The organism is Massilia oculi, assembly GCF_003143515.1.
Lineage (GTDB): Bacteria > Pseudomonadota > Gammaproteobacteria > Burkholderiales > Burkholderiaceae_D > Telluria > Telluria oculi.
Genome location: NZ_CP029343.1, coordinates 2,418,043 through 2,442,037 on the forward strand (window position 1 = coordinate 2,418,043; position 23,995 = coordinate 2,442,037).

Below are 23,995 nucleotides of genomic sequence, written 5' to 3' on the forward strand. Positions count from 1 at the left end.
ACCGGGACTCCCATCACGACGAGGAGACGCAATGCAGAGAAGAGATTTCATCGGCAGCCTGGCGGCGGGCGCCGCGCTCGGTAGCCTGTCCATGCCGGCAACCGCGGCCACCACGGGGAGCGACCGCGCTTACATGGCCGGCCTGCTGCAAAAGATGGCCGAGCCGGTGCTGTCGACCATGGCGCGCGGCGAGCTGAAAAAGCGTTTCGCGCTGGAGGTCAGCCCGACCTGGGATGGACGCGACAGGAACGTCGCCTACCTGGAGTGCTTCGGCCGCCTGATCGCCGGCGTCGCCCCCTGGCTGGCGCTGCCGGACGACGCCAGTCCGGAAGGCAAGGTTCGCGCGCGCCTGCGCCAGCAGGCGCTGCAGAGCTATGTGCACTCGGTCGACCCGAAGAGTCCCGACTACCTGGCCTGGCGCGGACATGGCCAGGCGCTGGTCGACTCGGCCTACTTCACCAATGCGCTGATGCGCGCGCCGAAGGCCCTGTGGGAGCCGCTCGACACGACCACCAGGAAGCGCATCGTCGCCGAGATCAAGGGACTGCGCCGGATCGAGCCGCCCTATATCAACTGGCTGTTGTTCGCGGCGATGAACGAAGCCTGGCTGCTGTCGGTCGGCGAGGAAGCCGACCCGCTGCGCACCAATATCGCGATCCGCAAGATCAACGAATGGTATGTGGGCGACGGCTGGATCAAGGATGGCGAATCCTTCCATTTCGACTACTACAGCTCCTTCGTGATGTACCCGATGCTGCTCGAGATCCTCGAAGTGCTCGAACGCCATAACGCGCCGTTCTGGAACGGCAAGCCGGCCGAGCTGCGCGCCCAGGCCCTCAAGCGCGTCCAGCGCTACGGCGAGCACCTGGAGCGCTTCATCTCGCCGCAAGGAACCTTCCCGCCGATCGGCCGCTCGCTGACCTACCGCAGCGCCGCTTTCCAGCCGCTGGCCCTGCTGGCCTGGCGCAAGCAGCTGCCGCCAAACCTTCCCGAAGGCCAGGTGCGCGCGGCGCTGCAGGCGGTGCACCAGGCCTTGTACACCGCTCCCGGCAACTTCACCGACGACGGCTACCTCACCATCGGCTTCGCCGGCCACCAGCCGGAGCTGGGCGACTGGTATTCCAACAACGGCAGCATGTACATCGCCTCCGCCAGCTTCCTGGCGCTGGGCCTGCCGGCCGACGATTCCTACTGGACCAGCCCGGCCCAGGACTGGACCCAGAAGAAGGCCTTCAGCGGCGCCAGGTTCCGCAAGGACTACCCGGTCGATTACTGAACGGCGCTGACCTTGGGCGCCGCGGCCTCTTCCTCCTGGGCTTGCAGCGCATCCGGGACCGGCTCGGCGGGCTCGGGTTTCGGCTGCAAAGCACTCAGCTGCTCCATCAGCTGCGCGAAGCGCTGCTGGCCCGGCTGCATCCGGTCGACGTGCTCCAGCACATCGCGCGCCTCCTCATCCAGCTCGGGCTCGTAGCCGCGTTGCTGCATGTGCGAGATCAGGATCTGCACCGCGTTGAACAGCACCCGGACGTTGTCCGGCAGCCGCTCGCGCGCCTTGCGCATCCACTTGACGGCGTCCGGCAGCTTGCCGGTCTTCCACAGCACCACGCCCTGGTTCATCAGGTCCACCGCCTCCTTGCGCGCGGTGCGGATGATGAGCGCGCCCTCGTCGTGCAGGCGCGCGCGGTCGAATATCTTCTGCACTTCGTCCTGCAGCAGCGTGTTGTCGTGGTTGTTGCGGATCACGTGGGCCAGCACCTCGTTGGGCGTGCCCTTGACGCCGACCGCGAACAGCAGGGTCGCCATCTCGATGCAGATCGCGGTGCCGGGCCGCTTGGGATCGGCCTGCAGCATCGCATCGAGCTCGTCGCCGGCGCGGCGCGCGTTCAGGTAGTCGCCGCTCTCGTGGTAAACGTGGCCTTCGGTGATCTTCGCGCGCAGCACCATGTGTTCGTGCTCGCTGCCGAATTCACGCTGGGCCAGCAGGAGCAGCTGCAGCGCATCCTTGGTATTGCCTTTCAGGCCGCACACGCGCGCCAGGCCGAGGTAGTCGTCGGGCGCCTTGCGGATCGAATACTCGCCGATCACCAGGCATTTGCGGAAGGCCTTCTCGGCCATCGGCACGTTCCCCAGGCGCAGCGCGGCCTGGCCCAGGTGGCGCTGGCGCGGCACCGAGTTGGGCGACAGCTTGGCCGCGCGCTCGAGCACCGCGGCCGCCTCTTCGTGCTGGCCCATGCCCTGGTAGGCGCGCGCCAGCTGGTCATAGGCGTCGATGTAGTGGCGGTTCTCGGCGATCACGGTCTGGAACATCTGGCGCGCCTGCTCGAAATCGCCGTCGGCCATGCGGATCTTGCCCAGGCCCGCGCGCGCCCAGTGGTATTCGCGCTGGGCCAGCACTTGCTCGTACACTTCGCGCGCGCGCGCCGGCTGGCCGCTACGCTCCAGCATGCGCGCCTTCATGCGCAGCAGCTCGATCACGTGCACCCGGTTGGCGGCGATCTGCTCGTCGCACAGGCGCGCCGCGCGCAGGTAGTCCTTCTCGATGAAGGCCTGGTCGATCAGGCGGAAGATCTGCTTGCGCCGCCACACCCGGTTCAGGCGCGTGAGCAGCACGCCCTCGGTGATCGGTTTCACCAGATAGGCGTCCGGCTGGTGCTCGGCCGCGCCCATCACCGACTCCACGCTCTTCTCGGCCGAGACCATCACGAACACCGACGACGGCATCAGGAGATGGCGCATGCGCGCTTCTTCCAGCACCTGCTGGCCGTTCTTGCCCTCGCCCAGGTTGTAGTCGCACAGCACCACGTCGTAGCGCAGCTTGTTGAGCAGGCCCATGGCTTCGCCGCCGCTGGACGCCTGGTCGATATTCCTGGCGCCCAGGCTGCGCAGGCTCTCGCGCAGCAGCTGGCGGATGCCGACGAAGTCGTCGACGATCAGGTAGTGCTTGCTGGCCCAGTCGATCTCTTCCAGCACCTTGGGCTTGGACACGGCCGGCGCGGCCGGCTTGGCGTCCGTTTTTGCGTCCGGCTGGGCGTCCGGTTTTGCGGGGGCGGCGGGCGTGTTCATGGCAGGGTCAGGATGAAGCAGCCACCGCCGAGCGGGCCGCCGTTTTCGAGCCGCACCGCGCCGGACCGCTCGCGGTGGCGGTGCATGCGCGCCACCTCGCCCGAGAAGTACAGGCCCAGGCCCGCGCTGTTGGTGAGAAAGTTGACGCCGCTGTCGCCGCTGCCCGGCGTGCCCGCCGCCAGCAGCGCGGGCGGAAAGCCGGCGCCATTGTCTTCGACCCGGATCTCGAGAACGCCGTCGACTTCGCGCGCCGACAGGCGGATGCGGTCGCGCGTGTAATGCAGCGCGTTGTTGACGGCGTGCGAGACCACGCCCACGATCAGGTCTTCGTCGACATGGGCGATCAGTTCGGGATCGACGTCGAGTTCCAGGGCCACGCCGCGCGACTCCAGCAGCACGCGCTCGAGCGCCACCACCTGCTCGACCAGCTGACCCACTTCGATCGGCTGGACGTCGAACGGATAGCCGGGCTTGCCGACCTGCTTGTACAGCGCCAGCAGCTGCATCAGGTTGTCGTTCAGGCGGCGCGTCTGGTACAGCATCTGCGCCATCTGGGCGTACGCCTTCTCGGTCTCGGGCGAGGCGCCGTCGAGCAGGCGTTCGAGCGTGCCGGACAGGACGCTGATCGAGTTCTTCATGTCGTGCGCGGTGGACGCCAGGAACAGGAACAGCTCGGGCGAGTGGTGAGAATCTTCCATCCGGACAGGCCCTTTCGGCCAAAAAAGTTGCTACCAGTAAATTATACCCGCAGGCATTCCAGAGTTTGGCCGCACACGCCGATTCCGCGCGCACGTTTGCGGCGGCGCAACGGTCAAGGACCGATATCCGTGGCGTTCGGAACAGGGTGGCGACTGTTGCGCCGTGCGCGCAACACGAACCGGGCCGGATCGAGCGCATCGACCAGGACCATCTCGAGCGGCAGCGGCTCGCCTTCCAGCTGGGCGGCCAGCAGCTCGGCGGCCAGCGGCGCCCAGATCAGGCCGCGCGAGGCATAGCCCAGCAAGCCGTACAGGCCCGAATGGCGCGGCACGTCGCGCAATCTTTCGGTGGCGCCGGCGGCGGCGAAGTCCGGCAGGCGGCCGACCAGGGGCAGGCGGTCCGGCGCCACGCAGCGGAAACCCACCCTGCCCGCCAGCGGTGCGCCCTCGGCGGCGTGCGCATCGGCTACCAGGCCGCGCAGGCGCGCCACGTTCTCTTCCTGGCTGGCGGCGCGCAACTGCGAATCGTCGTCCAGGTCATAGGTGGCGCCGGCGCAGGTGACGCCATGGGCGGACGGCGTCAGGTAGGCTTCGCGGCACAGGACCAGCGGCAGTTGGGGAGCGTACTGCGGCGCCAGGTGCGTCACCTGCCCGCGCAGCGCCTGCAGCGGCAGCTCACGGGTCTGCACCATCTTGCGCGCGCCGGCGCCGCTGGCCAGCAACACGGTCGGCGCCTGGCCGATGACATTGCCATCGCCGCCGCGCGCCTGCCATTCGTCGCCCTTGCGCTCCAGGCTCGCCAAGCCGGCGCCGAAGCGCCGCGTCAGGAGGTCGCCGCAGGACGCCAGCAGCGCCTCGCACACGCTGCCCGGTCGCGCCCAGCCGCCCTGCGGGAACAACCAGCCGCCATCCGGCGCGGGCAGGCCGAGCAGCGCTTCGGCCTCCAGTGGCTCGAGCCAGCGCGCGAAGTCGGGCGGCAGCTTGCCGTCGCCGGCGATCGCGCGCGAGACGGCCGCGTGGCCGGCATCGCGCGCCAGCTGCAGCACGCCGCACCCGTCGCCGTCGAAGGCATGGCCGACGCCGCCCAGCTGCTCCCACAGGCGCAGCGCGTACAGGTAGGCGGCGCGCGTCAGCCGGGTCGGGATATTGTCGTCGCGCGAGAGCAGCGGCATGAAGATGCCGGCCAGGTTGCCCGACGCTTCCATCGCCACCTGCGGATGACGTTCGATCAGCGTGACCTGCCAGCCGCGCGCGCACAGGCGCGCGGCCGCGGCGCAGCCGGCCAGGCCGGCGCCCAGCACCAACGCGCGCCGGTCCGGTTCCGGCGTCGACGGCAGGCGCGGCTTGCGGGTCGAGAAGGTCGCCCCATCGCCATCGAAGGCGAATCCCTGTGCGCTCAGGGCCGCGCGCTGTTCGCTATCGAGGCCCTGCGCTTGCAGTCGCGCGCCCAGCGCCGTCAGGCGCGCGAGAGGACGGACGAAGGCCGTGCCCTGCGCGCCGTGCAGGCGGATGAAATCGGGATGCGCATTCAGTTCGGCCAGCGCGGTCTCGAGCGGCGCTGACAGCAGGTCGAGCGTGACGTTGTCGTCGTCCTGCGGGATGCGGTGAAAGCCCGGCTGCAAGGCGCCGGTGAGCGCCACCACGTGCAGGTGCGCAGGTCGCTGCGCATCCAGACGCCAGGCCGCGACCAGGGCGGCGAAGCGGCTGCCGTCGCCATGGTCGCTGTCGAAGACGGTATAGCGCGCGCGGCCGCGCCAGTGGTCCTGCACATGCATGTCAGCGGCGCCTGCTGCGGCAGTGGCACTCGCGGTCATGGTCGTCGACCAGGCCGATGCCCTGCATATAGGCATAGACGATCGTCGAGCCGACGAACTTGAAGCCGCGCCTGGCGAGATCCTTGGAGATGCGGTCGGACAGCTCGGTGCGCGCCGGGCGGGCGTGGTCCGGCCAGTCGTTGACGATCGGCTTGCCGTCGACGAAAGCCCACAGGTAGTCGTCGAGCGTCAGGCCCTGCTCGCGCAGCGCGAGATAGGCTTTGGCGTTGGTGATCGCGGCGGCGACCTTCAGGCGGTTGCGCACGATGCCGGGATTGAGCAGCAGCTCGGCCTTCTTGTCGTCATCGTAGGCGGCGATCTTTTCCGCATCCCAGCCGTCGAAGGCGGCGCGGTAGGTGTCGCGCTTGTTCAGGATGGTTTCCCACGACAGGCCGGCCTGCGCGCCTTCGAGGTTGAGCATCTCGAACAAGGTGTTCTCGTCGTGGCAGGGCACGCCCCACTCGTTGTCGTGGTAGGCGATGTAGCGCGGATTGGCCATATTGGCCCAGGAGCAGCGCTTGACCGTCATCACGCCGCTCCCGGTGTTGCGCCGCGCAGGCAGGCCAGGACGTCGTCGGTATGGCCATCCGCCACCAGTTCGGCCGGCGTCCGTCCGTCCAGCGCCGGCTGGGGCGCCTTCATCCAGGCATCGGCGGCATCGTCATTTTTGAGCACCTTGCGCGCCTCGTGCATGACGGCGTAATAGGCCTGCGCCTTGCGCGAGTGGCCGTCGAAGCGCGCCTGGAGCGCGGCGATGGAGTCGGGGGAGAGGCGTTCGGAATCGGTCATGGCGTCGCGCTCATGGCGTCGGCTTGCTGGTGGAGACCGCATCATACCCCGCCTCGGCCGGACGATCGAGGAACACGGCGCCGGCGCTGTCCTCGCCAAGCTTGTCGGCCGGGTTGCGCAGCGGGCAATCGGCGAGGGAAAGGCAGCCGCAGCCGATGCAGGTATCGAGTTCGTCGCGCAGCCGCTGAAGGCGCGCGATGCGCTCGTCGAGTTCCGCGCGCCAGCCTGCACCCAGCACCCGCCACTCCTTTGCGCTGATCGTGCGCCCTTCCGGCAGCCCGGCCAGGTTTTCCCGGATCGTCTCGAGCGGGATGCCGGTGCGCTGCGCCACCTTGATGATGGCGATGTGGCGCAGCACCTCGCGCGCATAACGGCGCTGGTTGCCGTCGGTGCGCCAGCCCTTAATCAGGCCTTTCGACTCATAGAAATGGATGGTGGAGACCGCCACACCGCTGCGGCGCGCCACTTCGCCCACGGTGAGGGCTTTCCTGTCGGGATCGATCGTCGTCATTGCGCTTGACCTCAAGTTAAGTTGAGATTTTATACTTTTTCTCGCTCCCATCACAACCAGGAAAAAAGTATGAGCAAAGAGATGGACGACATACCCGCGAGCAGGACATCTTCCCCTCGCGACCAGAGTTTCTGATCTTCACAAGCCGAGCCTGCTCCACGCATGGTCGAGCCACGAAACCAGATGCTTGAATTCGCTGAGCTTGCAGATGGTCCACTTCGGGGTGACGTCGTTGCCGACCTCTTGATATCGGCAGCGCTCGGCCAAGGGAGCAGGCTGGCGATAGCATGCACAGGCGCGAGCGACATTCATCAGGGTCAGGTCTGACATTCAGGTCTGACATTCAGGTCTGACATTCAGGTCTGACATTCAGACACGGGCTCAGCTTTGATCTGTCCACGTCTGCCCAGCGGCGCAAGGCGCCATGCCACTTCAGCCCTCGGGCAGCTGCTCATCGCCAGCAACGGCAGGAAATCCGCGCTCAGGGCTTCCGAAACACGATCGCATGCTGGATCGGCAGCGACCTGATGCTGCGTTCCCATTTCAGGCCATGCGCCGTGGCTTCACGCCGCACCTGCGTCTCGCTCATCTTATGCAGTGGCTTGATCGCGACTGCCGGATCCTCGGCGCGATATTCGACGAAGACGACACGCCCGCCCGGCTTGAGGGCGCTGACGATGCTGTCGAGGACTTCCGCGGGATAGGCGAGCTCATGATAGACATCGACCATGATTGCCAGGTCGACGCTGGCCGGCGGCAGTTTGACGGTGGTTTCGCTGCCAAGCACCGAGACCACGTTGCGCACGCCGCGCTTTGCCATCTGGCTGTCGAGCATGCCGATCATTTCAGGCTGCACGTCGACTGCATACACACGGCCGCCGGGCCCGACCTTTTTTGCCAGCTGCCAGGTGTAGTAGCCGGTGCCAGCGCCGATATCGGCCACCGTCATGCCGGGCGCCAGCGCAAGTTCACGCAAAAGCAGTTCCGGCCGCTCCTCGTGTGCGCGGCTTTCGCGCTCCAACCATTGCGCGCCCTGCCACCCCATCACGCCAGCAATCTCGCGACCCATATACCGTTTTCCGATGCCATCCGGGCTGGCCACGACGCGCTCATAGCGCGTATCGGCGGCCACTGCCTGTGCCCCGGCTTCGATACTGGCCGATGACAGCAGCGCCAGCGCCGACAGACAGGCCAGCAGGATGGGTAGGGCACGGCGGGGGTGGCTGGTGTCGCAATGGCTCGAGCGGGTGCGGTGCATGATCGGTTTCCGTAAGAAGTCGCTGCCTGCAATGGGGTCGGCAAGCTTGCCGTGAATGGGAACGATCGGTGTAGCTGCGCTGGCTGACCTGCGCTGGCCACATGACAACTTCCTACATCCCTGCAAGAGCGTTATCCGACTTTACCAGAGGCGACTGGCATCGACCGAAGGTACGGGGGTCATCATCGGGTCAGCGTCATCGTCGGAGCCATAGTCGGGGTCATAGTCGGGGTCAGGGTCATAGTCGGGGTCAGGTCTGGCATTCGTAGTCGGGGTCAGGTCTGGCACTCGGACACGGTCTCAGCGCTGATCGGCCTGGCGGCGCAGGCGCCAGGGTCAGCAAGGACAACGTCAATTTCCCGAGGTCTGAGCACCGGCTCGCTGATACCGCCAAGGGGGTGTTCGAAGGTCGGATGCGACCCTGTGCGGACGCGCCAGCCTCGTCACATCAGAACCGGCGCCTTTTCAGGCTCAATGCCCGCGCAACTCCGCATCGATCTTCGAATGCGCCGCCGTATCGCGCATGAACCAGCACACGATCAAGGTGCAGGCAATCACCCCGGTGACATACCAGTAGAACCCCGATTCCAGGTCCACCGACTTGAACCACAGCCCGACATACTCGGCCGTTCCACCAAAGATCGACACCGCGAACGCATACGGCACGCCGACGCCGGTAGCGCGAATCGAGGCCGGGAACATCTCGGCCTTCACCAGCGCATTGATCGAGGTGTAGCCCGAGACGATGATCCAGGCGCAGGCGATCAGGCCGAACGCTTCCCACGGCCCGCTGGCGTGACGGATGGCCGTCAGCAGGGGCACGGTGAAGATCGTGCCGAGCAGCGCGAAGCCCACCAGCAGCGGGCGGCGGCCGATGCGGTCCGACAGCGCGCCGTACAGCGGCTGCAGGCACATGGCGAACAGCAGCGAGGCGGCCGAGACGGCCGTGGTCTGCGAGTCGGTCAGGCCGACCGACAGGCGCAGGAACTTCTGCATGTAGACGGTGTAGACGTAGAAAGCCAGTGTGCCGCCCATGGTCAGGCCGATCACCAGCAGCACTTCCTTCGGATGCTGGGCCAGCTGCTTCAGGCCGCCCATCGGCTTGGCCTTCTTGCGCGCCTTCTCGAACGAGTCGGTCTCTGGCATATCATGACGCATCATCAGCGCGATCAGGGCCAGCGCCGCACCGCAGACGAAGGGAATGCGCCAGCCCCATTCACGCAGCTGGGCATCTGTGAGCAGGAAATGCTGCAGCACCAGCAGCAGCACCAGGGCCAGCAGCTGGCCGCCGATCAGGGTCACGTACTGGAAGCTGGCGTAGAAGCCGCGCCGTTTCGAATCCGCCATCTCCGACAGATAGGTCGCGCTGGCGCCGTATTCGCCGCCCAGGCTCAGGCCTTGCAGCAGGCGCGCCAGCAGCAGGATGCAGGGCGACAGGATGCCGGCGGTGGCATAGGTCGGGGCGCAGGCGATCAGCAGCGAGCCGGCGCACATCAGCAGCACCGACGCCATCAGGGCCACCTTGCGGCCGTGGCGGTCTCCCAGGTGGCCGAACAGGATGCCGCCGATCGGGCGCACGAAGAAGCCGAGGGCGAAGATGCCGGCGGTCGACATCATCTGGGCCGTCGGGTCCTGGGCCGGGAAGAAGGAATTGGCGAAGTACAGGGCGAAGGCCGCGTAGCAGTAGAAATCGAACCACTCGACCAGGTTGCCGGCCGAGCCGACGAAGATGGCGCGCAGGCGCGCGCCGGAAATGGGTTCGGCGGCCTGCAAGGTGGGCTCGGCCGCTTGCGGCCGCGCGCCGGCGACCGGATTGCTGGTGGTTGTTGTCATGAAAGTGTCTCCTCTTCTGGATACCCCATTGTCGACACCGCCAGCAGGCGGCACATCCGCAATATTGGCGCGGCCTCCTCCGTAAAAATACGGAGGAGGCCGCGCGAAGCCCGTACAGCTGCTATTGTTGGCTATTTTGGCCAGGGACTATTCGATGTCATCCTTGTTCAAACGACATCTCTGGCGCAAGCTGCTCGCCGTGGCGGGCGCGCTGGCCCTGATCTTCGCCGCCGGCTGGTTCGCCGAGCAGCGCGAGCTGCAGGCCAAGATGGAGGCGCTGCACCAGGCGACGGCGGCGCACGTGCTGGGCCTGCGCGGCCTGGTGGAAAAGCACGACTTTTTACCGCATGCGGCGGCGCGCCACCCCGACGTGCGCCACCTGCTGCAGGCGCCCCATGACGCCGCCCTGCAGTCGCGCGTGAATGCCTATTTCGCCGACCTGCAGACGACGACCGGCGCCACCGCGCTGTTCCTGATCGATCGCGCGGGCCTGACCATCGCCTCCAGCAACTGGAACCTGCCATCGAGTTTCGTCGGCGAATCCTACCGCCAGCGCCCCTATTTCGAGGATGCGGTGGAGGGCCGCCGCGGGCTGTTCTACGGCGTGGGCCTGACCACCGGCCAGGCCGGCCTGTTCATCGCGGAGCCCGTCCGCAACGGCAACGACGTGACCGGCGTCATGGTCGTCAAGATCAGCCTCGATCCGCTGGAGCAGACGTGGCGCCATGGCGCCAACCCGGTGGTCCTCAGGGACAGCCGCGGCGTGGTGTTCCTGAGCGGCGTGCCTGAATGGCTGTTCAAGAGCGTCGGGCAGGTGTCCGCGCTGGACGCGGCCTGGATCGCGGACCACGGCCAGTACGGCGCGCGGCGCCGCTTCGACGTCCTGCCCTGGACGATCCGGCTGCGCGACGACGTGCCGGGCTTCGTCCTCCGGACCAGCGCCGGCGGGCGATCGCGCGACTACCTTGCGCTGGATACGCCCTTGCCCGGCCTGGACTGGACCCTGACGGTCACCGAAGACATGCGCGAGGTGCGCGAGGCGCGGCGCCTGGCGCTCGCGCTGGGCACGCTGGCGGTGGCCCTGCTGCTGCTCGGCGTGCTGTACTGGCGCCTGCGCGAGCGGCGCTACGCCGAGCAGCAGTCGGCACGGCTCGAGCTCGAGCACCGGGTCGAAGAGCGCACCCGCGACCTCCAGCAGGAATACGCCTTCCGCAAGGCGATGGAGGACTCCCTGCTGGTCGGCATGCGCGCGCGCGACCCGGAGGGCAAGATCATCTACGTCAACCCCGCCTTCTGCGCCATGGTCGGCTACAGTCCGGGCGAATTGCTCGGCTGCCGCCCGCCCTATCCGTACTGGCACCCGGACGACCTCGAAAAGCACGAGCGAGACAGCGACGACGCCCTGCTCGGACGCGCCGCGCCGCACGGCTTCGAATCGCGCATCCGCCACAAGGACGGACACGACGTGCTCACCATGGTGTACACCGCGCCCCTGATCGACGCCGACGGCGTGCACCGGGGGTGGATGAGTTCGATCGTGGACATCACCGCGCAGAAGCAGGCCGAGGCGCGCCAGCGCGACCAGGAACTGCGCCTGCAGCGCAGCGCGCGCCTGGCCAGCGCCGGCGAGATGGCCTCGACCCTGGCCCACGAACTGAATCAGCCGCTGATGGCGCTGTCCAACTTCGCGATCGCCTCGCGCGCCCTCGCCGCCAGGGGCGATGCCGCCATGCTGACCGGCGCGCTCGACGACATCGTCGAGCAATCGCGGCGCGCCAGCGAGATCGTCAAGCGGGTGCGCGCCATGATCAATCCGCAGCGCGCCGACTACGCCACCCTCGTCATCGGCGCCGTGATCGATCACGTCGAAACGCTCCTCAGGCCCGAGCTGAACGGCCAGGGCGTGCAGCTGCGCGTGATGCTGGAAGACCCCGCGGTGAAGGTGCGCGGCGACCAGGTCCTGCTCGAGCAGGTGCTGGTCAACCTGATCCACAACGCGGCGCAGGCCATGCACGACCAGCCCCGCCATCGCGGCCGCATCGTGCTGGCCACGTGCCGGGTCGCGCAGGGCGTGCAAGGTGTACGCATTGCCGTCAGCGACCAGGGTCCGGGCATTCCGCCCGAGCAGCTCGACCAGATCTTCGCCCCCTTCTTCACCACCAAGCCCGACGGCCTTGGCCTGGGCCTGAACATCTGCCGCACCATCGTCGAAGCCCATGGCGGGTCGATGACGGTGGCGAACGACGCCGAGGGCGGCGCCACCTTCTCGTTCATCCTGCCCATCGTCCCATGAAAGCAGCACCATGAAAGATTCACCACTCACCCTGTACGTCGTCGACGACGACGAAGCCCTGCGCCGCTCGATGCTGCTCCTGCTGTTTTCGCAAGGGCTGGCGGTGCAGGCCTTCGATTCCGGCGAAGCCTTCCTCGAGGCCGTCGACCCAAGCCAGCCGGGATGCGTGATCCTCGACCTGCGCATGGGCGGCATGAGCGGCCTGGCCGTGTTCGAGCGCCTGCGGGCCGAACACAGTCCGCTGGTGACGGTGTTCCTGTCCGGGCACGGCGACATCCCGATGGCCCTCGAGGCGGTGCGCAGCGGCGCCTGGGACTGGGTGGCCAAGCCGGACACCCAGCAATTGCTGGACAAGCTGCCCGACGCGATCGTGGAGGCCCGCGCGCGCGGCCACGCGAGCCGGCTGTGGGGAGAGTTGACGCCGCGCGAGCGCGAAGTCGCGCGCCTGGTCGGCCTGGGGCAGCCCAACAAGGAGATCGCGCGGGTGCTGGTGCCGCCCTGCAGTCCGCGCTCGGTCGAGACCCACCGCGCCAACATCTTCCACAAGCTGGGGTGCGCCAACGACAACGAGCTCGGAAGGTTGCTGGCGGCCTATCCGTGGCTTCGATAGGTTCTTATTTGCGCGGCCACTGGGCCTCGATCACCCGCGCCAGCGCCTCGACGCCCTGCCGGATCGCCTCCGGCTTCACCGCCGAAAAGCCGAGCAGCAGGCCGGGCGCCACCGCGCATGCGGGCGTGGCGGCGGCGTTCGCGTAATAGCCGAGCGGCCGCAGCTCGATGCCGGCTTCGAGGGCCGCCTGCGCAACCCCCGCTTCTTCCGGGATGCGCCCTTTGCGGTCTGGCCTGAAATGCGTGCACAGGTCGAGCCCCACGTCGGCCGGCCCGCATGCCAGGCGTTCGCCGAGCCGGTCTTCCAGCGCCGCCATCAGAACCGCGCGCCGTTCGGCATAGGCCTCGCGCGTGCGCCGGATATGGCGCATGAAGTGGCCTTCGGCAATGAAGTCCGCCAGCACCGCCTGCGGCAGCATGGCGTGGTGCATGTCGACCACCGCCTTGGCGCGCGCCAGCGGCTCGGCCAGCGCCGGCGGCGCCACCACATAGCCCAGGCGCAGCGCCGGGAACAGCACCTTCGACAGGGTGCCGACGTAGATCACGCAGCCGGCGCGGTCCAGGCTCTGCATCGAGGCCAGCGGCGCTCCGGTATAGCGATACTCGCTGTCGTAGTCGTCCTCGATCACCCAGGCGCGTCTGGCCGCGGCCCAGCGCAGCAGCTCGAGCCGGCGCGCCAGGCTCATGGTCGCGCCCAGCGGCAGCTGGTGCGACGGCGTCGCGAACACCAGGCGCGCATCGGGATAGTGGCGCGCGCCATGGGCCACGTCCATGCCCTCGCTCGTCACCGGCACCGTGCGGATGCGCGCGCCGGCCACCAGCATCGGCGCGCAGGCGCCCTGGTAGCCGGGCGACTCGACCCAGACTTCGTCGCCCGGCGCCAGCAGCAGCTGCGTCAGCAGGTACAGCGCCTGCTGCGAGCCCGAGGTGATGACGATCTGCTCCGGCGTGCAGACCACGCCGCGCGAGGCGCGCAGGTAGGCGCACAGCAGTTCGCGCAGCGGGGCGTAGCCGTTGGCGGGACCATAGCCGAGGTAGGGTCCCCGCTGCGCATGGCGCAGGTGGCGCGCTTCCAGCTTGCGCCACAGGTCGAAGGGAAACAGGTCGAGGCCCGGCATGCTGGGGCGGAAGGCGCGCACCGGGCCCTCGTAGAGACGGCGCGTTCCCATGGCTTGCGCCAGCGCCGCGCCGCGTTCCGGCAGCGCGCGCAGCAGTCCCGGCGCCGCCGGCGCCTGGCGCGCCAGCGGCAGGGCTTCGTCGACGAACGTGCCGCGCCCCACGCCGCCGCGCAGATAGCCTTCGCTGGTCAGCTGGTCGTAGGCCGCCAGCACGGTCTGGCGCGATACGCCCAGCTGCCGGCACAAGTCGCGCGTGGCCGGCAGGCGCGCGCACGGCGCCAGCGCGCCGTGCAGGATCGCCTCTTTCAGGCGGGCGTACAACTGGCGAAACAGCGGCACGTCGCTGCTGCGATCGAGCGAGGCGCTGGCGATCAGGTCGTGGACGTGCATGGCGGATGGCAAAGAATTGGACCGCCCATCTTCCCCGGAATTGGCTATTTCAGCAAGCCAATGTACAGCCTACGATAAGGCCATTGAACAACCACACTCCGTGAGCCCCCGCATGAAACAGTTCGACGCCCGCGTCACGTGGCACCGCGCCGGCCAACCCGTCCAGGGCGGCCGCTACAGCCGCGCCCATTCCTGGCATTTCGATGGCGGCCTGACCATTCCCGCTTCGTCTTCCCCGCTGTCGGTGCCGCTGCCCATGTCCGATCCAGCCGCCGTCGACCCCGAGGAAGCGCTGGTGGCGGCGGCGTCGAGCTGCCACATGCTGTTCTTCCTGGCGATCGCGGCGCAGCAGGGCTTCGTGGTCGATCGCTACGACGATGCCGCGCGCGGGCTGCTCGATAGCAATACGGCTGGCCGCATGGCGATGGTACGCATCGAACTCAGGCCACACATCGCGTTCGCCGGCGAGCGCAGGCCCGATGCGCGCGAACTCGCCGCCATCCACCACCTGGCGCACGAACGCTGCTATATCGCCAATTCCCTCAACACCGAGATCGTCATCCTGGAGAACGCCTAGATGTACTGCCCTGCCCGCTTCACGCAATCCGAGTCCGCCCCGATGCACGCCCTGGTCGCCGATCATCCGCTGGGCATGCTGGTCACGCAGCGCGACGGCATGCCGGACGCCGATCACCTGCCGTTCGAACTGCTGCCCGATGAAGGCGTGTTGCGCGCCCACGTGGCGCGCGGCAATCCGGTGTGGCAGCGCGCCGGGCAGCGGGTGCTGGTGGTGTTTCGCGGACCGTCCGGCTATGCGACACCGGACCGGATCGAGAAGGTGGCACGCGGCGGCCGCATGGTCCCGACCTGGACCTACAACGTCGTGCACGTGCACGGCACGCTGCGCGCGATCGACGATCGGGACTGGCTGCGCGCACTGGTCGAGCGCCAGACCGACCATCAGGAAGCGGCGCTGCCGGATCCGTGGTCGGTCGACGACGCGCCGTCCGACTACACGGACAAGCTGCTGGCCGCCATCGTCGGCATCGAGATCGCGATCGACCGCATCGAGGGAAAGTGGAAAAGCGAGCCGCCGCCGCGGGTGGCAACGGCTCAGCTAGCTTAAGCCGCTTAGTGGCTGGAACCGGTATTGCCGGCGCCGGAGCTGCCGGTGCTGCTCGACTTACCCTGCGCCAATTGCTCGGCATGCTTCAGGTGTTCCTGGACCACCGGGATGGTCTTGTCGACTTGCGCCTTGACTTGCGGATCCTTGGCGCCTTTCGAGGCCGCCTGCAGCTTGGTCAGGGTTTCCTTGTGGGCGCCGACGCCGCCCTGCTTGACATAAGCCTTGTCGAAGGCGTCTCCCGACATTTTCTCGAGCTTGGCCGACATGGCCTTGTGCTTGGCGTCAAGTTCGGTCGGCAGGGTCACTCCTTTCGACTGGGCCAGGGTCTGCACCTCGGTCAGCGCCTTGCCGTGGTCGTCGACCATCTTGGTGGCGAAGGCTTTCACGTCGGCGTTCTGGCTCTTGCTTTGTGCCAGCTTGCCCATGTCGACTTCGGCCATGCTCGACATGCCCATGTCCATGATCGCCTTGCGGTCGGCGGCGGTCAGCCTGGCGTCGCTGCTGGCGGTGGCGGAAGTGCTGCTGGCGCCCGACTGCTGGCCGGCCTGGCTGGTCTGTGCCTGCGCGCCGACCGCACCAAACAGGGCCGCGGCAACCGAAACCGCCATCAGGCGCTTGAGAATGTGATTCTTTTTCATGTGACTCTCCGTTGAAATAGTTGGATGAGCCGAGTGTAGTCCTGCCTGTTCAAGACTAGCGCGCGTTAGCCGACAAGCAAGCTCATAAAGAAAAAGCCAGCCCGGACAGGCTGGCTTGCGAGGAAAGCAGGTGCGATCAGCGGAAGCTGAGCGCCGCCGTCAGGTCGCCCGGCGGGCGGGCGCCGCGCGCTTCGAAGGCGGCGTTGCGGGTGGCCAGGCCCTCGAGCAGCGGCAGGCCATGCAGGCGCGTGATGAAGCGCAGGATCGAGGTTGTGTCGTAGAAATTGTGGTCGACCGCGCCGCGCTTGGCGTGCGGTGACACCACGATCGCCGGGATGCGCGAGCCCGGGCCCCAGCGGTCGCCTTGCGGCGGCGCCACGTGGTCCCACCAGCCGCCGTTCTCGTCGAAGGTGATCACCACCACCATGTCCTTCCACTGCGGCGATTTCTTCAGGTGCTCGATGATGTTGGCCACGTGGGCGTCGCCCGACTCGATGTCCGAGTAACCGGCGTGCAGGTTCAGGTTGCCCTGCGGCTTGTAGAAGGCCACCGCCGGCAGCTTGCCGGCGACGATGTCGGCGATGAACTTGTTGGAGATCGGGCTGTCGCCCAGGCCGCCGTCACGCAGGTGTTCCGCGCGTTCCTTCGTTCCCGGCGCAAACTGCTTGAAGTAATTGAACGGCTGGTGGTGGTACTGGAAGTTCGGCCGTTCGCCGGCGCCGCGGCCGTCGAGCGCCGCCTGCATGCCGCCGCCATACCAGGCCCAGCTCACGCCCTTCCGCGACAGCAGGTGGCCGATCGTGTCATAGGTCTGCGGCGGCAGGGTCGAGGCGTCCGCGGGGTCGGCGTGCAGCGGGTCGCCGTCGAAGGCCGGACGCACCCAGCTCGGCTGGTACGGCGGCGCCATCGTGTTGACGGCGTAGCCATCGGGCGTCATCGCGCCGTTGCGCACGAACTTCGGCTTGCCGTCCAGCGCCGAGGCCGGCGAATCGGGGGCCAGCGCCAGGCGCACGCCCTGCGGGCCGTCTTCCAGCACCGCGATCTTGCTCTTCGCCGCCGTCTCGGCCGCATTGAAGTATTCGGGCACGCGGCCGCTGATCAGGAACTGGTGGTTCAGGTAGGAGCCGCCGAAAGCCGCCATGAAGAAGTTGTCGCACAGGGTGAACTCGCGCGCGATCTGGTACAGGCCCAGGTTCTTCGAGGTCTCGCCGTAATACCCCATCACCATGCCGCCGGCGTCGGACCAGGCGGCAAAGCCGTCGTTGCGGCCGCCATTGATCTGCATCTGGTTGTGGTAGAACTGGTGCACCAGGTCGCGCGTGATCACGCCTTCCGGCAGCGGCCTGCCTTCCGCATCCGTCAGCTTGTACGGCGCGTTCGGCAGGTTGGCCGACTGGGCTTCGGTGGTGATGTAGTCCTTGCCGCCGATGTTCTGGCGGCCCGGCACCACGCCGCCCCAGGCCTTGGGCAAGGTCGGCAGGATCGAGCCATCGCGGTCGCGCTGCTGGACGCTGGCTGCCGGCACGCTCGCCAGCGGCACGGCCAGGCCGGGGAAGTCGGCGAACAGGTTGTTGAAGCTGCGGTTTTCCAGGTAGATCACGACGACGTTCTTGACGTGGGCGCGCAGCTTGGCGTCGAGCGATCCCCTGGCGGCGGGCTTTGCCGGCGCTGCGGCCGCATTCGTCACACCGGGCAGGCTGGCGGCGGCGCCGACCGCGGCGGCGGCCTGGAAGATGCGCCGGCGCGTGGGGTTCTCTGGCTGGATGGACGCCTCGGGTCCGCGGTGTTGCTCTCGCTCTTGATCTTGCACGTATTGCTCCTCTTGCTGTCGGCCCTGGCGGCCGCGAAGGAACTATTATCCGCGCAATTTACGAATGGAAACAATCAGGAACAAATAAAGTGGGGTGCGTCAACGAGGCGTCACATTTCGAGGGCACAATGCAAGTGCTCCTAGGGAAGGGCACTTGGCGGTGTACACCGCCCTACCGGCGCCGGCGGTCGGGAAACATACCGGCACCAATTTCTCTTAATGCAGGCCCACATGTGTGGGCCTGCATTTTTTCCAGCCCCGCTTCAGCCGTATAGCGGAATCAGGATGTCGTAGGCATTGTCTGGCCGTGCATCGTTGTCGACCGTCGGCGTGTAGCGGCGGTCGTAGCGCTCGAGGCGGATGCCGTCCTCGTCTTCTTCCATCCCCAATTGCTCCATGGTCGCGATGCCGGTCACGGTGCTGGCCTGGGCGTGCACCATGGGGCCGCGATGGGTCATCAGGGCGTAGCGACGTTCCGGGATACGGATGCCGATCATGCCGGGAGGAAGGTTGTTGAGGTCGGCAACGGCGACGGCGATGCATTCGAGTTTCATGCCGCCATATTGCGGCATGCGCACGCCATAGTGCAGGCCATCGGTCTCGCCCAGCTCCGCCTCGCGGGCAAGGAAGGATTTCCAGATCTCTGGCAACTCCGTTTCCAGCACCGAGGCGGGCCCTGCGACAGGCAGCCCGGCGAGCTTCATTTCAGGTAGTGTAACGGTTGAGATGTGCATGATAGTGGCTTGCTAATGGACGAAAAGATTATAGCCTTATCTCTTCGACAAGATTAGCATCCGCGCAATCGTGCGGATCGATTTCTCGTGTCAAAAGGAGAACAATGTTGCCTACCTCACTCAAAGCCCTGCTGAAAGAGCTGGAAACCCATGGCGTCAGCCATGACGCGGTCCCCGCCAACCGCGCGCGACGCCTGCTCAACATCACCCACGACACCGGCGAATTCCTGGCGGTGCTGGTGCGCGCCATGGGCGCCCGCCGCATCCTCGAGATCGGCACCTCGAACGGCTATTCCACCTTGTGGCTGGCCGACGCCGCGCAAGGCATCAACGGCAGCGTCACCACAGTCGAGCTGTCGGCCGAGAAGGTTGCGCTGGCGCGCGAGAATTTTGCGCGCGCGTCTTTACAGGATCGCATCGTGCAGGTCGAAGGCCAGGCCGCCGACTTCCTGGCCAGCAGCGCCGACGAATCGTTCGACCTGCTTTTCCTCGACTCCGAACGCAGCGCCTACCTCGGCTGGCTGCCGCACATCGAACGCATCCTGCGTCCGGGCGGGCTGGTAGTGGTCGACAACGCCACCTCGCACGCCCAGGAACTGGCGCCCTTCATGCAGGCGCTGCGCTGCGCGTCCGGCTGGAGCACCAGCCTGGTCCCGGTGGGCAAGGGCGAGTTCCTGGCGACCAAGCATTGATGCCACCTGGTTCCGGCGCCTGTGCAGTTCAGGCACGGTTTTGTGCAGTCCATCGCACGGCGCGCGCAAGGCAAGGACGCGCTCCCTAGAATGGTTTCATCAACTTACCGGAGACCACCATGAAACGCGCCGCCATCGCCGCCCTTCTCGCCCTTGCCTCCCTGTCGGCCCAAGCCGCCGACCAAGTGCGCAACGTCACGCCGTTCAAGACCATCGACGCGCGCGGCCCGGTCAGCCTGGTGGTCGAGGTGGGCAAGGCCCATTCGGTGCGGGTCGAAGGCAACCAGAAATTCATCGACCGCGTCACGACCGAAGTCGTGAACGGCGAGCTGCGCCTGGGCTTCGAAGACAAGAACAGGAACAACGTCAATATCAAGGATGGCGAGCGGGTCGTCGTCACCATGCCCGAACTCGCCAGCTTCCGCGGCGAAGGCGCCGGCCTGATGGTGCTGAATAACGTTCGCGGCGATAACTTCGACGTCAACTACCGCGGCGCCGGCAGCCTGCAGATGAATGGCCGCGTAGGCCACCTGCGCCTGAACGCCGAGGGCGTGGGCGAAGTCGTGGCCAAGGACCTGGTGGCCCAGGATGCCGACGTCACCTTCCGCGGCATCGGCGAAGTGTCGGTGCACGCCAGGAACCGGCTCAACGCCAGCGTGCAGGGCCTGGGCAACCTGACCTATTACGGCCAGCCGCGTTCGGTCAGCCGCTCGGTGTCGGGCATCGGCAACGTCACCGCCGCCAAATAACGCCGCACACTCCCTCCGCAGGGTTGGCAGCTCCGCTGCCGACGCGGTTACCGGTTGACCAGGTCGAGCAATACCTGCGCATGGCAAGGTCCGTCGAGCCGGCACCAGCAAGCCAGGTGGTGCCCGCGCAGGATGCTCTGCGCTTCTTGCGCCAGCTGGCGGCCGTCGGGATCGTCGCTCAGCCAGCGGCGATAGGCGGCAACCGCCTCTTCCACTGTCGGCATCGCCACGTAGCGCCCGACCGGCGTGCCCGGCGCCACCTCGGGCAACACCGAGAAGGGATTGCCCCAGCGGCCCGGACGCGCCACCGAAATCGTGTTCGGCGGCATACGCCAGCCCTTCTTGCGACTCAATTGCACACGGTGTGGCGTCATCGGCTTTCCTCATGATGGATACGCGCCGGCTCTTCCGGCGCAAGCCATCATACCGGGGCCAGGCGCTCCTGCATCGACTGCGCGCCAGCGCTGCCGCAAGTGGACGCGAGGAACTCCATCAAGCGCTGCAGTGTCTCCAGGCGCGCCGCATAGATGATGTAGCGGCCCTGCTGGCGCGGTGACACCAGGCCGGCATGGGTGAGTTCCTTCAAGTGGAAAGACAGCGACGAGGCCGGCATTTCGAGGGCGGCGGCGATGTTGCTGGCGGACTGGCCCTGGGGACCGGCCTGCACCAGCAGGCGGAAGGCGGCGAAGCGCGACTCCTGGGCGAGCGCGGAAAGCGCCGCGATGGCGAGATTGGTTTGCATGCGAACAGTATTCTTTCGATTCAAGGGCCCGCGCGTCGATGCTGGAGCCACGGTTCGAATACTGTCGAAAGACTTTGACAGGGTGATGACAAAACGCGCGCCGGGACCAGCGCCCCGGCGCGCATCACCGTCAGGCGCGCTTGCGCAGCGCTTCCTGCGTCGGCCCGGATACGGGCAGCACGGACGGATTCCTCTGCTTGGCAGCGGTGGCGACCGCCGCATCGTCCATCAGCTCATACCACATCGCGTTCAGCACGCCGAACGCCGCTGCCAGCGGCAGTCCCAACAACCAGGCGAAATACCACATGATGGTGTCCTTTCTTTCTTCGATTAGTAGGCGTGGCCCTGGCCATCGCGGATGTCGGTCGGATTCACCTTGCCCCACAAGACCTTGTAGACCCAGCTGGTGTACATGATGATCAGCGGCAGGAAGATGCAGGCGCAGAACAGCATGATGAACAGGGTCAGGTGGCTCGAGGAGGAATCCCACACCGTCAGGCTGGCCTGCGGCTGGATCGACGAGGGCAGGATGAAGGGGAACATCGAGGCGCCCACGCTCAGCACGATGCCGGCGACCGACAGGCTCGAGGCCAGCATCGCCACGCCTTCCTTGCGCTTGACCAGCGCCATCCAGGCCAGCAGCGCGCCGACGATGCCGGCGGCGGGCGCCAGCTGGGTCCAGGAATGGGCCGCATAGTTGGCGAACCAGGCGCCGGCGACATTCGCCTGCACGGTCTTGAACAGCGGATTCGATGGACCGGTCGTCACCAGCTCGCTGCTGATGCGGTAGCCGTCGACCACGTTCCACAGCAGCACGCCGGCCACGGCGTACAGCGCCACCGTGGCGAGCGCCGCGCGGATGCCCCAGGCGCGCGCACGGCTGGCCACCAGGCCGTCGGTCTTGAGCACCAGCCAGGCCGCGCCATGCATCACCAGCATCGCCACCGACACCAGGCCGCACAGCAGCGCGAACGGATTCAGGAGCCCGAAGAAGCCGCCTTCATAAAAAATCTGCATGTCGGGCTGGATGCGGAACGGCACGCCCTGCAGCACATTGCCCATGGCGACGCCGAAGATCAGCGCCGGCACGAAGCCGCCGACGAACAGGGCCCAGTCCCAGGCCGCGCGCCATTGGCTGCTGTCACGCTTGCTGCGGTATTTGAAGCCGACCGGGCGCAGGATCAGCGCCAGCAGCACGGCCGCCATGGCGAGATAAAAGCCCGAGAACGAGACCGCGTACAGCTGCGGCCAGGCGGCGAAGATGGCGCCGCCGCCCAGCACCAGCCAGACCTGGTTGCCTTCCCACACGGGGCCGACGGTGTTGATGACGACGCGCCGTTCGAGGTCGGTCCTGGCCACGAAAGGCAGCAGGGTGCCGGTGCCGAGGTCGAAGCCGTCGGTGACGGCAAAGGCGACCAGCAGGACGCCCAGCAGCGCCCACCAGATGACACGCAGGGTGTCGTAGTCGAGAAGCATATGAAGAATCATGTCGTTATTCCGTAGTGAGAGTCTGCGCAGTAATCATTGGCGCAGTGCGCATTGCCGGCGTGGCGCCGACCAGGGGGCTGTGGGCGCCGGGCGAATGCTCGACCTCCTCTTCGGGACCCTTGCGGATCGCCCCCAGCATCAGCTTCATCTCGACCACGATCAGGATCGAGTACAGCACCACGAAGCCGACCAGGGTGGCCAGTACGGTCTGGATGCCGATGTTCGACACCGCGACCGCGGTCGGCAGCACGCCTTCGACGGCCCATGGCTGGCGACCCAGTTCGGCCACGATCCAGCCGGCTTCGGCGGCGATCCACGGCAGCGGGATCGACCACACGGCCACTTTCAGCAGCCATGGATGGGCATCGAGGCGGCGCCGCGCCGACAGCCAGAAGAACACCGCGGTGAGCACGATGAAGTAGATGCCGAGGCCGACCATGACGCGGAACGACCAGAACAGCGGCGCCACCTGCGGCACGGTGTCGTTGGCGGCCTGCTGGATCTGCGCATCGGTAGCCTGGCGCGGATCGTCGACGTAGCGCTTGAGCAGCAGCGCATAGCCCAGCACCTTGCTGTTCTCTTCGAACCTGGCCTGCAGTTCGGCCGGCACGGGGCCCTTGCCGCCAAGGGCGCGGATTCTCTCCAGCGCGTCATAGGCCAGGATGCCCTGGCGCACGCGCACCTCGGCCAGCTTGACCAGGTCGTTGATGCCCGGGATCTCGCTGGAGAGCGAACGGGTGCCGATCAGGCCCATCACCCAGGGTATGTGGATGGCGTAGTGGGTTTCGCGCGCACCCTGGTCCGGGAAGCCCACCGCGGTGAAGGCGGCCGGCGCCGGCTGGGTATCCCACATGGCTTCGACCGCGGCCAGCTTCATGTGCTGGTGCTCGGTGGCCAGGTAGCCGCTTTCGTCGCCCAGCACCACCACCGACAGCGAGGCGGCCAGGCCGAACGAGGCGGCCACCGTCATCGAACGCTTGGCCAGCTCGATGTGACGGCCCTTGAGCAGGTACCAGGCCGAGACGCCGAGCACGAACAGCGCGGCGATCACGTAGCCGGCCGACACGGTGTGCACGAACTTGGCCTGCGCCACCGGATTGGCCAGCACCGCGCCGAAGTCCGACACTTCCATGCGCATGGTCTGCGGATTGAGCGACGCGCCGACCGGGTTCTGCATCCAGCCGTTGGCGATCAGGATCCACAGCGCCGAGAAGTTGGTGCCGATGGCGGTCAGCCAGGTCACCATCAGGTGCTGGCGCTTCGACAGCCTGTCCCAGCCGAAGAAGAACAGGCCGACGAACGTCGCTTCGAGGAAGAACGCCATCAGGCCTTCGATGGCCAGCGGTGCGCCGAACACGTCGCCGACGTAGTGGCTGTAGTAGCTCCAGTTCATCCCGAACTGGAACTCCATCACCAGGCCGGTCGAGACGCCGATGGCGAAGTTAATCCCGAACAGCACGCCCCAGAACTTGGTCATCTGGCGCCAGATCGGGCGGCCGGTCATCACGTACACGGTTTCCATGATGGCGATGACCATCGACAGCCCCAGTGTCAGGGGAACGAACAAAAAGTGGTACAGCGCCGTGAGGGCGAACTGTAGTCGGGAGAGCCCGACGACGTCGAGATCCATGGTGAATCCT

General features: G+C 67.0%; 25 protein-coding genes. 7 read left to right on the top strand and 18 right to left on the bottom strand.

The window, feature by feature from the left end; genetic code table 11:
• Positions 1–31: 31 nt before the first annotated feature.
• A complete protein-coding gene (locus DIR46_RS11155; RefSeq protein WP_109345294.1) occupies positions 32–1,276 on the top strand; it encodes a DUF2264 domain-containing protein in 1,245 nt (414 codons plus the stop codon).
• On the opposite strand, the gene DIR46_RS11160 is transcribed toward DIR46_RS11155, so the two are convergent.
• The 9 genes from DIR46_RS11160 to DIR46_RS11200 form a co-directional block, all read right to left on the bottom strand.
• Positions 1,270–3,063: a response regulator gene (locus DIR46_RS11160; protein WP_109345295.1), complete on the bottom strand. Its 1,794-nt coding sequence runs from the start codon at positions 3,061–3,063 to the stop codon at positions 1,270–1,272. The genes DIR46_RS11155 and DIR46_RS11160 overlap by 7 nt on opposite strands.
• Complete coding sequence (locus DIR46_RS11165) at positions 3,060–3,761, bottom strand: sensor histidine kinase (protein WP_109345296.1); 702 nt, start codon at positions 3,759–3,761, stop codon at positions 3,060–3,062. The genes DIR46_RS11160 and DIR46_RS11165 overlap by 4 nt, the downstream gene beginning before the upstream one ends.
• A 113-nt stretch (positions 3,762–3,874) precedes the next feature.
• Entirely contained in the window at positions 3,875–5,536 is a 1,662-nt protein-coding gene (gene mnmC1 / locus DIR46_RS11170; protein WP_109345297.1) for an FAD-dependent 5-carboxymethylaminomethyl-2-thiouridine(34) oxidoreductase MnmC1, read from the bottom strand.
• A gap of 1 nt (position 5,537) precedes the next feature.
• Complete coding sequence (locus DIR46_RS11175) at positions 5,538–6,104, bottom strand: DNA-3-methyladenine glycosylase I (RefSeq protein ID WP_109345298.1); 567 nt, start codon at positions 6,102–6,104, stop codon at positions 5,538–5,540.
• Positions 6,104–6,364: an antitoxin Xre/MbcA/ParS toxin-binding domain-containing protein gene (locus DIR46_RS11180; RefSeq protein ID WP_109345299.1), complete on the bottom strand. Its 261-nt coding sequence runs from the start codon at positions 6,362–6,364 to the stop codon at positions 6,104–6,106. Before DIR46_RS11180 ends, DIR46_RS11175 begins: the two co-directional genes overlap by 1 nt.
• A gap of 10 nt (positions 6,365–6,374) precedes the next feature.
• On the bottom strand, positions 6,375–6,875 hold the full coding sequence (gene soxR / locus DIR46_RS11185) for a redox-sensitive transcriptional activator SoxR (protein WP_109345300.1): 501 nt from the start codon (positions 6,873–6,875) through the stop codon (positions 6,375–6,377).
• A gap of 138 nt (positions 6,876–7,013) precedes the next feature.
• Positions 7,014–7,205, bottom strand: coding sequence for a hypothetical protein (locus DIR46_RS11190; RefSeq protein WP_109345301.1), 192 nt, complete (start codon positions 7,203–7,205; stop codon positions 7,014–7,016).
• A 151-nt stretch (positions 7,206–7,356) separates the two neighbouring features.
• Positions 7,357–8,133 carry a class I SAM-dependent methyltransferase gene (locus DIR46_RS11195; RefSeq protein WP_109345302.1) on the bottom strand — a complete coding sequence of 259 codons (777 nt, stop codon included), beginning with the start codon at positions 8,131–8,133 and terminating at the stop codon, positions 7,357–7,359.
• A 471-nt stretch (positions 8,134–8,604) separates the two neighbouring features.
• The gene (locus DIR46_RS11200) at positions 8,605–9,966 is read right to left on the bottom strand and encodes an MFS transporter (RefSeq protein ID WP_109345303.1); all 1,362 of its coding nucleotides are present in this window, start codon (positions 9,964–9,966) and stop codon (positions 8,605–8,607) included.
• A 154-nt stretch (positions 9,967–10,120) separates the two neighbouring features.
• Here DIR46_RS11200 and DIR46_RS11205 point away from each other — a divergent pair, with 154 nt between their 5' ends.
• Positions 10,121–12,259 (top strand): sensor histidine kinase, encoded by a 2,139-nt coding sequence (locus DIR46_RS11205; protein WP_109345304.1) that lies wholly within the window; start codon positions 10,121–10,123, stop codon positions 12,257–12,259.
• A gap of 10 nt (positions 12,260–12,269) precedes the next feature.
• Positions 12,270–12,869 (top strand): response regulator transcription factor, encoded by a 600-nt coding sequence (locus DIR46_RS11210; protein ID WP_109345305.1) that lies wholly within the window; start codon positions 12,270–12,272, stop codon positions 12,867–12,869.
• 4 nt (positions 12,870–12,873) lie between these two features.
• On the opposite strand, the gene pdxR is transcribed toward DIR46_RS11210, so the two are convergent.
• Entirely contained in the window at positions 12,874–14,376 is a 1,503-nt protein-coding gene (gene pdxR, locus DIR46_RS11215) for a MocR-like pyridoxine biosynthesis transcription factor PdxR (RefSeq protein ID WP_109345306.1), read from the bottom strand.
• A gap of 112 nt (positions 14,377–14,488) precedes the next feature.
• Here pdxR and DIR46_RS11220 point away from each other — a divergent pair, with 112 nt between their 5' ends.
• Positions 14,489–14,953, top strand: coding sequence for an OsmC family protein (locus DIR46_RS11220; protein ID WP_109345307.1), 465 nt, complete (start codon positions 14,489–14,491; stop codon positions 14,951–14,953).
• On the top strand, positions 14,954–15,502 hold the full coding sequence (locus DIR46_RS11225; RefSeq protein ID WP_109345308.1) for an FMN-binding negative transcriptional regulator: 549 nt from the start codon (positions 14,954–14,956) through the stop codon (positions 15,500–15,502).
• Between the two features lie 5 nt (positions 15,503–15,507).
• Here DIR46_RS11225 and DIR46_RS11230 read toward each other — a convergent pair whose 3' ends face one another.
• The 3 genes from DIR46_RS11230 to DIR46_RS11240 form a co-directional block, all read right to left on the bottom strand.
• Positions 15,508–16,140, bottom strand: coding sequence for a DUF4142 domain-containing protein (locus tag DIR46_RS11230; protein ID WP_109345309.1), 633 nt, complete (start codon positions 16,138–16,140; stop codon positions 15,508–15,510).
• 136 nt (positions 16,141–16,276) lie between these two features.
• Complete coding sequence (locus DIR46_RS11235; protein ID WP_109345310.1) at positions 16,277–17,950, bottom strand: acid phosphatase; 1,674 nt, start codon at positions 17,948–17,950, stop codon at positions 16,277–16,279.
• A 263-nt stretch (positions 17,951–18,213) separates the two neighbouring features.
• A complete protein-coding gene (locus DIR46_RS11240; RefSeq protein ID WP_109345311.1) occupies positions 18,214–18,684 on the bottom strand; it encodes a GyrI-like domain-containing protein in 471 nt (156 codons plus the stop codon).
• A 104-nt stretch (positions 18,685–18,788) separates the two neighbouring features.
• On the opposite strand from DIR46_RS11240, the gene DIR46_RS11245 reads away from it, so the two are divergent.
• Together DIR46_RS11245 and DIR46_RS11250 are read left to right on the top strand one after the other, a co-directional pair.
• On the top strand, positions 18,789–19,376 hold the full coding sequence (locus DIR46_RS11245) for an O-methyltransferase (RefSeq protein ID WP_109345312.1): 588 nt from the start codon (positions 18,789–18,791) through the stop codon (positions 19,374–19,376).
• Between the two features lie 119 nt (positions 19,377–19,495).
• A complete protein-coding gene (locus DIR46_RS11250; protein WP_109345313.1) occupies positions 19,496–20,125 on the top strand; it encodes a head GIN domain-containing protein in 630 nt (209 codons plus the stop codon).
• 47 nt (positions 20,126–20,172) lie between these two features.
• Here DIR46_RS11250 and DIR46_RS11255 read toward each other — a convergent pair whose 3' ends face one another.
• The 5 genes from DIR46_RS11255 to DIR46_RS11275 all read right to left on the bottom strand — a co-directional run bounded on the left by DIR46_RS11255 (position 20,173) and on the right by DIR46_RS11275 (position 23,985).
• Positions 20,173–20,499, bottom strand: coding sequence for a DUF4326 domain-containing protein (locus DIR46_RS11255; protein ID WP_109345314.1), 327 nt, complete (start codon positions 20,497–20,499; stop codon positions 20,173–20,175).
• A gap of 47 nt (positions 20,500–20,546) precedes the next feature.
• Entirely contained in the window at positions 20,547–20,867 is a 321-nt protein-coding gene (locus DIR46_RS11260; RefSeq protein WP_109345315.1) for an ArsR/SmtB family transcription factor, read from the bottom strand.
• Between the two features lie 130 nt (positions 20,868–20,997).
• Positions 20,998–21,174 (bottom strand): cytochrome bd-I oxidase subunit CydX, encoded by a 177-nt coding sequence (gene cydX / locus DIR46_RS11265; protein ID WP_109345316.1) that lies wholly within the window; start codon positions 21,172–21,174, stop codon positions 20,998–21,000.
• Positions 21,175–21,197: 23 nt separating this feature from the next.
• The gene (gene cydB / locus DIR46_RS11270) at positions 21,198–22,355 is read right to left on the bottom strand and encodes a cytochrome d ubiquinol oxidase subunit II (RefSeq protein WP_109345317.1); all 1,158 of its coding nucleotides are present in this window, start codon (positions 22,353–22,355) and stop codon (positions 21,198–21,200) included.
• A gap of 4 nt (positions 22,356–22,359) precedes the next feature.
• Positions 22,360–23,985 (bottom strand): cytochrome ubiquinol oxidase subunit I, encoded by a 1,626-nt coding sequence (locus tag DIR46_RS11275; RefSeq protein ID WP_109345318.1) that lies wholly within the window; start codon positions 23,983–23,985, stop codon positions 22,360–22,362.
• Positions 23,986–23,995 lie beyond the last annotated feature (10 nt).